Here is a 13,358-nt window from a genome sequence, read left to right on the forward strand (position 1 = left end):
AAAAAAGAGGAGGTTTCCCCCCTCTTAATCTATGAATAATTCTTTAATAAGAGATTATTCCATTATAGAAGCAACAACACCTGATGCTACTGTTCTTCCACCTTCTCTTATTGCGAATCTTAATCCCTCTTCAACACATATAGAGTTTATTAAGTCAACTTCTATAGTTACGTTATCTCCTGGCATTACCATTTCTATTCCTTCTGGTAACTTACAAGCTCCTGTTACGTCAGTTGTTCTGAAGTAGAATTGTGGTCTGTATCCATCGAAGAATGGAGTATGTCTTCCACCTTCTTCTTTTTTAAGAACGTATATCTCAGCCATGAATTTAGTGTGAGCTTTAACTGTTCCTGGCTTAGCTAATACTTGTCCTCTTTCTATTTCAGTTCTTTGAACACCTCTTAATAATGCTCCTATGTTATCTCCAGCTTCTGCTTGATCTAGTAATTTTCTGAACATTTCTACTCCAGTAACTACTATCTTTCTTGGTTCTTCTGAAAGTCCTACTACTTCTACTTCGTCTTGAACTTTTAATATACCTCTTTCAACTCTACCTGTAGCAACTGTTCCTCTACCTGTTATAGAGAATACGTCTTCTACTGGCATTAAGAAATCTTTATCAACATCTCTTTCTGGAGCTGGTATATATTCGTCTATTATTTCGAATAATTCTACTATCTTATCTCCCCAAGCTGAAGTTGGATCTTCTAAAGCCATTAAAGCTGATCCTCTTATTATTGGAGTGTCATCTCCTGGGAATTCGTACTCGTTTAATAAGTCTCTTATTTCCATTTCAACTAACTCTAATAATTCTTCATCGTCTACCATATCACATTTGTTTAAGAATACTACTATGTATGGTACACCAACTTGTCTTGATAATAATATATGCTCTCTTGTTTGAGGCATTGGTCCATCAGTTGCTGAACAAACTAATATAGCACCGTCCATTTGAGCAGCACCTGTTATCATGTTCTTAACGTAGTCAGCATGTCCTGGGCAGTCAACGTGAGCGTAGTGTCTGTTTGGAGTTTCGTACTCAACGTGAGCAGTTGATATTGTGATACCTCTTTCTCTTTCTTCTGGAGCTTTATCTATGTTAGCAAAGTCTACAGCTTCTCCTAATTGATATCTTTCGTGTAAAGTTTTTGTTATAGCAGCTGTTAATGTAGTTTTACCGTGGTCAACGTGACCTATTGTTCCTATATTAACATGTGGTTTACTTCTTTCAAATTTAGCTTTAGCCATTTTGAAATACCTCCCTGAATATATTTTTATGTAAGGCGAGGCAAACCTCACCTTACTTTTTTTAAATTTATATATAATTAACTTAATTAAAAGTTATTATTAATTATTTTCCTTCAGCTATTTTCTTAGCAACTGAAGCTGGAACTTGCTCATAGTGGTCGAATATCATAGTGTATGTTGCACGACCTTGAGTAGTTGATCTTAACTCTGTAGAGTATCCGAACATTTCTGAAAGTGGAACGAATGCATTTATAACTTGTGCACCATTTCTAGCTTCCATACCTTGGATTAGTCCTCTCTTAGAGTTTAATCCACCCATAACGTCTCCCATGTATTCTTCTGGAGTAACTACTTCTACTTTGAAGAATGGCTCTAGTAATACAGAGTTACCTTTCTTAAGAGCGTCCTTCATAGCCATAGATCCTGCCATTTTGAATGCCATTTCTGATGAATCGACTTCATGGTAAGAACCATCGTATAATTCAACAGCAACGTCAACAACTGGGTATCCAGCAACTATACCAGCAGCCATAGCTCCTTGTATACCTGCATCTGTTGGTCCAACGTATTCTTTTGGAACAGATCCACCAACAGTTTTGTTTTCGAATTTGTATCCAGAACCTGGTTCTTGAGGATTAACTCTGATCTTAACGTGACCATATTGTCCTCTACCACCTGATTGCTTAGAGTACTTGTATTCAACATCAACTGGTTGAGTTATAGTTTCTCTGTAAGCAACTTGTGGAGCACCAACGTTAGCTTCAACTTTGAATTCTCTTAATAATCTATCAACGATTATTTCTAAGTGTAATTCACCCATACCTGATATTATAGTTTGTCCTGTTTCTTCATCAGTCTTAACTACGAAAGTTGGATCTTCCTCAGCTAATTTTTGAAGAGCTATACCCATTTTTTCTTGAGCAGCTTTAGATTTAGGCTCTATAGCAACAGATATAACTGGTTCAGGGAATTCCATAGATTCAAGTATTATTGGATGAGCTGGATCACATAAAGTATCTCCAGTAGTAGTATCTTTTAATCCTACTGCTGCAGCTATATCACCAGCGTATACTTCAGTTATTTCTTCTCTTGTATTAGCATGCATTTGAAGGATACGACCTATTCTTTCTCTCTTACCTTTAGTAGAGTTAAGAACGTAAGATCCACCTTGCATTATTCCAGAGTAAACTCTGAAGAATGCTAACTTCCCAACGAATGGGTCAGTCATTATTTTGAATGCTAAAGCTGAGAATGGTTCTTCATCAGATGAATGTCTTTCTGATTCTTCTCCATCTTCTAATACACCTTTTATAGCTGGTATATCAGTTGGAGCTGGTAAGTAATCAACAACACCATCTAATAATAACTGAACACCTTTGTTTCTGTATGCAGAACCACAGAATACTGGGTTCATTTCACATGCTATAGTAGCTTTTCTTATAGCAGTTTTTATTTCTTCTACAGAGAACTCTTCACCTTCAAGATATTTCATCATTAACTCTTCATCAGTTTCAGCTACAGCTTCGATTAATTTTTCTCTCCACTCAGCAGCTAATTCTTTCATATCTTCTGGTATTTCTGTTTTTTCTATTTCTTTTCCTAAGTCGTCTTTGTATATGTGAGCACACATTTCTACTAAGTCAACTTCACCTTGTAACCAATCTTCTTTACCTATTGGTAATTGAACTGGTACAGCATTTGCATTTAATCTGTCTTTCATCATTTGTACAACATTGTAGAAGTCTGCACCCATGATATCCATCTTATTTACGAATGCCATTCTTGGTACTCCGTAGTTGTCAGCTTGTCTCCATACATTCTCAGATTGAGGTTCAACCCCACCTTTAGCACAGAAAACTGCAACAGATCCGTCAAGAACTCTTAGAGATCTTTCAACCTCAACTGTGAAATCGACGTGTCCTGGAGTATCTATTATATTTATTCTGTGACCTTTCCATTGAGCAGTAGTAGCAGCAGAAGTTATTGTTATACCTCTTTCTTTCTCTTGCTCCATCCAGTCCATTTGAGAAGCTCCTTCGTGAGTTTCTCCTATTTTATGAGTTTGCCCAGTATAGAAAAGGATTCTTTCTGTTGTAGTAGTTTTCCCTGCATCTATATGAGCCATGATTCCTATATTTCTAGTTTTCTCTAAAGGAAACTTTCTAGTCATGGTTATCCTCCTTATGATATCCTATTTCTCTTAAGGTTATCAGTCTATTCTATTTATTAGAATCTGTAGTGAGCAAATGCTTTATTAGCTTCTGCCATCTTATGAGTATCTTCTTTCTTCTTAACAGAAGCTCCTGTATTGTTAGCAGCATCCATTATTTCTTTGGCAAGCTTTTCAACCATACCTTTTTCTCCACGAGCTCTAGTATAGTTTACTAACCATCTTAAACCTAAAGTTTGTCTTCTTTCAGGTCTAACTTCAACTGGTACTTGGTAGTTAGCTCCACCAACTCTTCTTGCTTTAACTTCTAAAACAGGCATTATGTTTTCCATAGCAGTATTGAATACTTCTAAAGCATCTTCTCCTGTTTTTTCAGCTATCATAGCGAAAGCATCGTAAACTATTGTTTGAGCTTTCCCTTTTTTCCCATCTATCATTAAGTTGTTTATTAACTTAGTTACTACCTTACTTCCATACATTGGATCTGGTAAAACTTCTCTTTTTGGAACATTACCTTTTCTTGGCATTTTGCTTCCCTCCTTAATTATTTAATCTTAAATCATAGGTACTCGACATTTTATAATGCCGTGATGCCATAAATATGTCTATATATTTAAAGCACCGCACTATAATCAATTGTTAATTTTTATTATTTCTTTGCAGCTTTAGGTCTCTTAGCACCGTACTTAGATCTAGCTTGCATTCTCTTATCAACACCTGCAGTATCTAAAGTACCTCTTAGTATGTGGTATCTAACCCCTGGAAGGTCTTTTACTCTTCCTCCTCTTATAAGAACAACACTATGTTCTTGTAAGTTGTGTCCTTCTCCTGGTATATAAGCAGAAACTTCTATACCGTTAGTTAATCTAACTCTGGCAACTTTTCTTAAAGCTGAGTTAGGTTTCTTAGGAGTAACTGTTTTTACTGAAGTACAAACTCCTCTTTTTTGTGGAGCACTTGCATCAGTAGTTTTTTTGTTTAAAGAATTGTATCCTTTTTGTAATGCTGGAGCAGTAGATTTCTTCTCTATTGCCTTTCTACTTTTACGAACTAATTGGTTAATTGTTGGCATTCATCCGCACCTCCTCTTTTAATAATTTTCGATCTTAATGACCGCCAACTTGCAAGTAATACGTTCAATATTACTCATAATACACAATTAAATGTCTATTAACACACATAAAATGTGGTTTTAGCACTTCTTAGCTTGGTGCTGCTAGTTCTTTGTATATTTAAAAGTCCATTTAAAAGTTACTAAGGACAAAAAATCCTTAGTAATCTTTTAAATTTCATACTTTTACATTTTATCACCAGACACAATTACTGTCAAGATTTCTTTATCTTTATCAGTTCTTAGTCTTGTATTTTTTCAACAGCTATGTTTTTATATCTCTTCATACCTGTTCCTGCTGGTATTAATTTACCTAATATTACATTTTCTTTTAAACCTATAAGTCTATCTTCTTTACCTTTTATTGCAGCTTCCGTTAAAACTCTTGTAGTTTCTTGGAATGATGCAGCAGATAAGAATGATTCTGTAGCAAGAGATGCTTTAGTTATACCTAATAAAGTTCTCTTTGCAGTTGCCGGTCTTAATCCATTAGCTATAGCTTCTTCATTACATTTATTGAATGTCAATACATCTTCATATCCACCTGGCAATAAATCTGTATCTCCTGGATCTTCAACTTTAACTTTAGATAGCATTTGTCTTACTATAACTTCTATATGCTTATCGTTAACGTCAACCCCTTGCATTCTATAAACTCTTTGAACTTCTTTAACTATATACTCTTGAACTCCACCTATACCTTTAACTCTTACGATATCATGTGGATTTATAGAACCTTGAGTTAATGGGTCCCCAGCTTCTACCATTTGTCCTTGTTTTACTCTTACTCTTGAACCATATGGTATTGCATAAACTTCATTTTCACCTGATTCTGGAACTATAACTACTTCTTTTCTCTTACCAGTTTCATCTATTTCAACTCTACCTGATATTTCAGTTATTATAGCTAAACCTTTTGGCTTTCTAGCTTCGAATAATTCCTCAACCCTTGGAAGACCTTGAGTTATATCTCCACCGGCAACCCCACCTGTATGGAATGTACGCATTGTAAGCTGTGTACCTGGTTCACCGATAGACTGAGCAGCTATTATACCAACAGCTTCACCTATGTTAACTTCTTTACCTGTAGCTAAGTTTCTTCCGTAACACTTAGAACATACTCCATGAGTAGTCTTACAATTAAGAACAGTTCTTATTTGAACCTTTTCTATTCCCGATGCTATTATTTTTTCAGCGTCATCTTCTGTTATCATAGCATCCTCTTCAACTAAAACTTCTCCAGTTTGAGGATATACTATAGCTTCTATAGTATATCTACCAACTATTCTGTCATATAATTCTTCTATTACTTCATTTCCATCTTTTATTGCAACTATTTCTGTAGTATCTGTTGTACCACAATCAACTTCTCTAACTATAACATCTTGACTGACATCAACAAGTCTTCTTGTTAAGTAACCTGAATCGGCAGTACGTAGTGCAGTATCGGCAAGACCTTTTCTAGCACCATGTGATGATGTGAAGTATTCCATTACTGATAAACCTTCACGGAAGTTAGATTTAACTGGAACCTCAACTGTTTTACCAGATGCATTGGCCATCAGACCACGCATACCAGCTAACTGTCTTATCTGGTTCTTAGAACCTCTGGCACCAGAGTGAGCCATTATATAGATGTTGTTTAATCTTTCAAGACCTTCCATAAGAGCGTCTGTTACTTTATCAGTAGTTTCTGACCAAGTTTCTATAACTCTCTCATATCTTTCTTCATTAGATATTAATCCTCTTCTATATGCTCTTTCATACTTATCAACTTTTTCTTCAGCTTCTGCTAAGTATGCTTTTTTAGCTTCTGGAACTTTCATATCTGCAACTGCAACAGTTATACCACCTCTAGTTGAAAATTTGAATCCTAAAGCTTTTATATGATCTAGTAATATAGCTGTTTCTGTATTTCCATGTCTTCTAAAGCATTTATCTATTATTGTTCCTAAAGATTTTTTAGTAACTAAGAAATCTACTTCTAATCCGAATGGATCTACACTTCTATCTACAAATCCTAAATCTTGAGGTATATTTTCATTGAATATAAATCTACCTACTGTACTTTCAACAAGAGATTTTCTACCGTCTGGTAATACTACTCTCATTTTAACTAATGCATGTAGTTCTACTGCACCAGTTTGGTAAGCAAGTAACATTTCATTATAATCTTTAAATATTATTCCTGTTCCTTTTTCTCCACCTTGAGCTTCGATTGTTAAATAGTAACATCCTAAAACCATATCCTGAGAAGGAGTAGTTATTGGTGTACCATCTTTAGGAGCAAGTATATTATTTACAGAAAGCATTAAGAATCTTGCTTCTGCTTGTGCTTCAACTGATAAAGGTACGTGTACCGCCATTTGGTCACCATCGAAGTCGGCATTGTATGCTGTACATACAAGTGGGTGAAGCTTTATAGCTTTACCTTCAACTAAAACAGGTTCAAATGCTTGGATACCTAGTCTATGAAGAGTAGGAGCACGGTTTAATAGAACTGGATGGCTCTTTATAACGTCTTCTAAAACGTCCCATACTTCTGGTTTAACTTTTTCTACTATAGACTTAGCACTCTTTATATTGTGTGCATATCCTTCTTTAACTAATTTATCCATTACAAATGGCTTGAATAATTCAAGAGCCATCTTCTTTGGAAGACCACATTGATAGAATTTAAGTTCTGGTCCAACAACTATAACAGAACGTCCTGAATAGTCAACACGTTTACCAAGTAAGTTTTGACGGAAACGTCCTTGCTTACCTTTTAACATATCTGATAAAGATTTAAGTGGTCTATTACCAGGTCCTGTTACAGGTCTACCTCTTCTACCATTGTCGATTAAAGCATCTACTGCTTCTTGAAGCATTCTCTTTTCATTTCTTACGATAATGTCAGGTGCTCCAAGTTCTAATAATCTCTTTAATCTGTTATTTCTATTTATAACTCTTCTATATAAATCATTTAAGTCAGAAGTTGCAAATCTTCCACCATCTAATTGAACCATTGGTCTTAAATCTGGTGGTATTACAGGTATTGCATCTAATATCATCCATTCTGGTTTATTTCCAGACTTTTTAAACGCTTCTACAACTTCTAATCTTCTTATAGTTCTAACTCTTTTTTGACCAGTACTGTCTTTTAAGTCAGCTCTTAATTCTTTACTTTCTCTTTCTAAATCTATGTTCTTAAGTAGTTCTTTAACTGCTTCAGCACCCATTCCTACTTCGAAAGAGTTGTATCCATATTTTTCAACTGCACTTCTATATTCTTTTTCAGTTAATAGTTGCTTTGCATTTAATCCAGTTTCACCTGGGTTAATTACAACATATGAAGCAAAGTATAATATTTTCTCTAAAGATCTTGGAGACATATCAAGTAAAAGACCCATTCTACTTGGTATACCTTTGAAGTACCAGATATGAGACATAGGAGCTGCTAGCTCTATATGTCCCATTCTTTCTCTTCTTACTTTAGCTTTAGTAACTTCTACTCCACATCTATCACAAACTACACCTTTGTATCTAACTCTTCTATACTTACCACAGTGACATTCCCAGTCCTTTTGTGGTCCAAATATTCTTTCACAGAATAAACCGTCTTTTTCAGGCTTTAAAGTACGGTAGTTTATAGTTTCAGGTTTTTTTACTTCTCCTCTTGACCATTCTCTAATTTTTTCTGGAGAAGCTAACGCTATTTTTATCGACTCAAAATTGTTTAATTCAAACAAGGAGTTCTCTCCCTTCTATTTGATATTTGCACTAATTAAAAACTATATATCAAAATCTTCATTTTCATAATCTAAATCGTCATAATCCATATCTTCCTCAAGATCTAGATTATCCATATCTGCATCTGTTTCATCAACTAATTCATCATCTATTTCTTCGATTATGTGAGTATCTTCTACTTCTTGCATATCGTCTATAAGACTTATTTCGAAGTTTCCATCTGTTTCATCTATATCAACAGATTCTCTTACTTCTATTTCTTTATCTTCATCAGTTAATACCTTAACATCTAAACATAAACTTTGAAGTTCTTTTATAAGAACTTTGAACGATTCAGGGATTCCTGGTTCTGGAATATTTTCTCCCTTAACTATTGCTTCGTAAGTTCTAACACGTCCTACAACATCATCAGACTTAACTGTAAGTATTTCTTGAAGGATGTGAGCTGCACCATATGCTTCTAATGCCCAAACCTCCATCTCACCAAATCTTTGTCCACCAAATTGAGCTTTACCTCCAAGTGGTTGTTGAGTTACTAATGAGTATGGTCCAGTACTTCTTGCATGTAACTTATCATCAACTAAGTGATGTAGTTTAAGCATGTACATGTATCCTACAGTTATTCTATTGTCAAACGTATCACCAGTTCTACCATCGTACAGTGTTAACTTACCATCTTCTGGATATCCAGCTTCTTTAAGAGCTTCTCTTATATCGCCTTCTTTTGCTCCATCAAATACAGATGTTGCAACATGCCATCCTAAAGCCTTAGCAGCAAGTCCTAAATGAACTTCAAGTACCTGACCGATGTTCATACGAGATGGTACCCCTTGTGGGTTAAGAACTATGTCAAGTGGAGTTCCATCAGCCATGAATGGCATATCTTCTTCAGGTAATACTCTAGATATAACCCCTTTGTTACCATGACGTCCGGCCATTTTATCTCCGACTTTTATTTTTCTCTTCTTAGCTATATAACATCTAACTAATTCGTTAACTCCTGGAGATAAATCATCTCCATTTTCTCTAGTAAATACTTTTACATCAACGATTATACCAGACTCTCCATGAGGAACCTTAAGTGAAGTATCTCTAACTTCTCTTGCTTTTTCTCCGAAGATTGCACGAAGTAATCTTTCTTCAGCAGTAAGTTCAGTTTCTCCTTTTGGAGTTACTTTACCAACTAATATATCTCCTGAATCTACTTCAGCACCTATTCTTATTATACCTCTATCATCTAAGTTCTTTATAGCACTTTCAGATACATTTGGTATATCTCTAGTTATTTCTTCTGGTCCTAATTTAGTGTCTCTAGCCTCACATTCATATTCTTCTATATGAATTGTTGATAATCTATCTTCTTTAACTAATCTTTCGTTTATTAAGATGGCATCCTCATAGTTATAACCTTCCCAAGTCATGAATGCTATAAAGCAGTTTCTTCCTAATGCTACTTCACCTAAATCTGTAGCCGGTCCATCTGCTATAACATCTCCTGCTTTTATCTCATCATTTTTATTGATGATTGGAGTTTGGTTTATACAAGTACCAGAGTTTGAACGTTTAAATTTAAGTAATTTATATCTGTCCTTACTTCCATCTTCTTTTCTTATTATTATTTCATCTGCAGTAACTCTTTCTGCTATACCTGAGTTTTTAGCAACTACAACTGCTCCAGAGTCTTTCGCTGCTCTATATTCTACTCCTGTACCTATAATTGGTGCTTCTCTTCTTACTAGAGGCACGGCTTGACGCTGCATGTTCGATCCCATTAGGGCACGGTTGGCATCGTCATTCTCTAAGAATGGTATCATAGCTGTAGCTATAGAAACAACTTGTTTAGGAGATATATCCATATAATCCACTCTACTTGCTGGAACTAATTCAACTGCACCATTTACTGTTCTACAAACAACTCTGCTGTTTATGAACTCGCCATTTTCAGTTAAAGGTTCATTTGCTTGAGCTCTTACGAATAAATCTTCTTCATCAGCAGTTAAATAATGTATTTCATTTGTTATTCTTCCTGCTTCCTTATCATATTTTCTATAAGGAGACTCGATGAATCCATATTCATTTATCTTAGCATAAGTTCCTAATGAGTTTATAAGACCGATGTTTGGTCCTTCTGGAGTCTCTATTGGACACATTCTTCCGTAGTGAGAATGATGAACGTCACGAACTTCGAATCCAGCTCTTTCTCTTGAAAGCCCTCCAGGCCCTAATGCAGATAATCTTCTTTTATGTGTTAACTCAGATAATGGGTTTGTTTGGTCCATGAACTGAGATAACTGAGAACTACCAAAGAATTCTTTTATAGCTGCAGAAACAGGTCTTATGTTTACTAAAGCTTGTGGAGTTATAGATTCCATGTCTTGAACAGTCATTCTTTCTCTTATAACTCTTTCCATTCTAGATAAACCAATTCTTACTTGGTTTTGTAGTAATTCTCCTACTGATCTTATTCTTCTATTTCCTAGGTGGTCTATATCATCTATATTACCTATTTCATAGAATAAGTTAAATTCATAACTTATTGAAGCGATTATATCATCTAGTAAAATGTGCTTTGGTACAAGCTCTTTCATTCTTATTTTTATCGCTTCTTTTATTTCTTCTTCGTCACTATACTCATCTAATATTTCTTTTAATGTTGGATAGTGAACTTTTTCTTTTATATTTAATTCATCTATATCAAAATTAATGTGAGACTTAATGTCTACAAAGTTATTTCCTATAACTTTAACTGTAGTGTCTTCATCAACAAGTATGTTTACTACATTTATACCTGCATTTTGTATATCTTTAGCTGTCTCATAAGATATCTTTTCTCCAGCTTTAACGAATACTTCTCCTGTTTCAGGATTTATTATATCATCAGCTGAAACTTTATTCATTATTCTATAACATAAAGCTAATTTTTTGTTGAATTTATATCTACCAACTTTAGCTAAGTCATATCTCTTCGGATCAAAGAATAATGCATTTAATAATGATGAAGCACTTTCAACTGTAGGTGGCTCACCTGGTCTTAACTTTTTGTATATTTCTACTAATCCTTCTTCAACAGTCTTAGTATTATCTTTTTCTAAAGTAGCACTTAATCTTTCATCTTCTCCTAAAAGTTCGATGATTTCAGCATCAGTACCTATACCTAATGCTCTTAATAAAACAGTAACTGGTTGTTTTCTAGTTCTGTCTACTCTTACAGATATAACATCATTAGAATCTGTTTCATATTCTAACCATGCCCCTCTGTTAGGTATAACAGTAGAAGATATAAGTCTCTTACCAGTTTTATCTCTCTCTTCAGCATAATAAACACCCGGAGATCTAACTAATTGACTTACTATAACTCTTTCCGCTCCATTTATAACGAAAGTTCCTCTTTCAGTCATAAGTGGGAAATCGCCCATAAATACTTCTTGTTCTTTTATTTCCCCAGTTTCCTTATTTATAAGTCTTACTTTAACTTTTAGAGGTGCACAGTATGTAGCATCTCTTTCTTTACATTCTTCTATATCGTATTTCGGCTTATCATCTAAAGAGTAATCAACAAATTCTAATATAAGATTACCTGTATAATCTTCTATTGGAGAAATATCTTCAAATACTTCTTTTAACCCTTCTTCTAAAAACCACTTATAAGAATCAACTTGTAATTCTATAAGATTTGGTAAATCAGCTATTTCTTTTATCTTAGAAAAGCTCATTCTAGTTCTCTTACCTATCGTGACAGGATGTGGCATTCACTTTTCACCTCTCAATAATTAAAAATAAAACCATAGTCATTCTAACGCATCTAATAATTTTACCATAAGAATTGTTATTTTTCAATATGTATATTAACAACTATTACACAATCTGTGCATAATTATTCAACCTCATAAAATATGCATTATTTATTATGCACAAAATGCCAATCTATAATTCTATTTTTCTTGCATATTTTTTATTTTTTTAATAAAGTAAAAAAAAAGATGCCAAAAGGCATCTTTTCCGTTTCATTTATAAAAACTACTTAACTTCTACAGTAGCTCCAGCAGCTTCTAACTTAGCTTTCATTTCTTCAGCTTCTTCTTTAGAAACTCCTTCTTTAACAGTCTTAGGAGCGTTGTCAACTACTTCTTTAGCTTCTTTTAATCCTAATCCAGTTATTTCTCTAACAGCTTTTATAACTCCAACTTTTGAAGATCCAGCTCCTGCTAATACTACGTCGAATTCAGTTTTTTCTTCAGCAGCTCCACCAGCAACTGCACCAGCCATCATAACTGGAGCTGAAGCAGATACACCGAATTTTTCTTCAGCAGCTTTAACTAATTCATTTAATTCTAAAACTTTCATGTTTTCTATAGCTTCTAATATTTGTTCTATTGTCATTTTTAGCACCTCCGAATATTTTTCTTAAATTATTTTTATTATGATAACGTCACTATGCAACCTTATCTATTTTTTCAAAATTGACAATTAAGCTTCTTGTCCTTCTGCTTTCTTTATCATTGCATCTATTAAGTATGCAAAGTTTGACATTGGAGCCTTTAAGCTTCCAAGTAACTTAGCAAGAAGAACTTCTCTTGATGGTATGTTAGCGAACTCAACTATTTGAGACTCGTTGTAGAATTCTCCTTCTACTACACCCATTTTTAATTGCATTTTTGGATGAGCATCCATAAATTCTTTTAATATTCTAGCTGGAGCAACAGGATCTTCGTATCCGAATGCTATTGCGTTAGTTCCAACTAATAACTCGTCATTGAATTGTTCTATACCAACTTCTTTAGCAGCTCTTCTTACTAAAGTGTTTTTGTATACCTTATATTCAACACCAGCTTCTCTCATTTTCTTTCTTAATTCAGTTACTTCTTCAACTGTTAATCCTTTGTAGTCAACTACAACTGCAGAAGAAGATTTTTGTAACTTCTCAACTATTTCACTTACAACTTGTGATTTAAGTTCTATAGCTTGTCTCATCTAAACGTGCACCTCCTTCACCTGATAGGTTTGTTTACGCCGTATATCTCATTAAAAAAAGCTTTCGTATCATTTTATAGACACACAAAGCTTTAGTAATTCAATCCATCTAAAACCTCGGTAGGA

Annotated in this window: 8 protein-coding genes and 1 other annotated feature (1 of these 9 running past the window's edge); all 8 genes read right to left on the reverse strand. The window is 34.3% G+C overall.

Translation table 11 applies throughout. From position 1 onward, the window contains the following. Positions 1-54 precede the first annotated feature (54 nt). Positions 55-1,248 carry an elongation factor Tu gene (gene tuf, locus I2A66_RS14620; protein WP_122641119.1) on the reverse strand — a complete coding sequence of 398 codons (1,194 nt, stop codon included), beginning with the start codon at positions 1,246-1,248 and terminating at the stop codon, positions 55-57. A 103-nt stretch (positions 1,249-1,351) separates the two neighbouring features. After that, positions 1,352-3,418, reverse strand: coding sequence for an elongation factor G (gene fusA / locus I2A66_RS14625; RefSeq protein ID WP_122641131.1), 2,067 nt, complete (start codon positions 3,416-3,418; stop codon positions 1,352-1,354). A gap of 56 nt (positions 3,419-3,474) precedes the next feature. After that, on the reverse strand, positions 3,475-3,945 hold the full coding sequence (gene rpsG / locus I2A66_RS14630; protein WP_122641130.1) for a 30S ribosomal protein S7: 471 nt from the start codon (positions 3,943-3,945) through the stop codon (positions 3,475-3,477). 122 nt (positions 3,946-4,067) lie between these two features. Continuing rightward, the gene (rpsL, locus tag I2A66_RS14635) at positions 4,068-4,490 is read right to left on the reverse strand and encodes a 30S ribosomal protein S12 (protein ID WP_122641129.1); all 423 of its coding nucleotides are present in this window, start codon (positions 4,488-4,490) and stop codon (positions 4,068-4,070) included. Positions 4,491-4,771: 281 nt separating this feature from the next. Further along, on the reverse strand, positions 4,772-8,260 hold the full coding sequence (gene rpoC, locus I2A66_RS14640; protein WP_195251910.1) for a DNA-directed RNA polymerase subunit beta': 3,489 nt from the start codon (positions 8,258-8,260) through the stop codon (positions 4,772-4,774). Between the two features lie 42 nt (positions 8,261-8,302). Beyond that, on the reverse strand, positions 8,303-12,010 hold the full coding sequence (rpoB, locus tag I2A66_RS14645) for a DNA-directed RNA polymerase subunit beta (RefSeq protein ID WP_122641127.1): 3,708 nt from the start codon (positions 12,008-12,010) through the stop codon (positions 8,303-8,305). A 268-nt stretch (positions 12,011-12,278) separates the two neighbouring features. Then, entirely contained in the window at positions 12,279-12,641 is a 363-nt protein-coding gene (rplL, locus tag I2A66_RS14650) for a 50S ribosomal protein L7/L12 (protein WP_122641126.1), read from the reverse strand. A gap of 87 nt (positions 12,642-12,728) precedes the next feature. Next, the gene (rplJ, locus tag I2A66_RS14655; protein ID WP_122641125.1) at positions 12,729-13,232 is read right to left on the reverse strand and encodes a 50S ribosomal protein L10; all 504 of its coding nucleotides are present in this window, start codon (positions 13,230-13,232) and stop codon (positions 12,729-12,731) included. Between the two features lie 45 nt (positions 13,233-13,277). Further along, positions 13,278-13,358 (reverse strand) — a sequence feature (ribosomal protein L10 leader region) (it continues 49 nt past the right edge of the window).

It is taken from the genome of Romboutsia sp. 1001713B170207_170306_H8 (assembly GCF_015550495.1).
Lineage (GTDB): Bacteria > Bacillota > Clostridia > Peptostreptococcales > Peptostreptococcaceae > Romboutsia_E.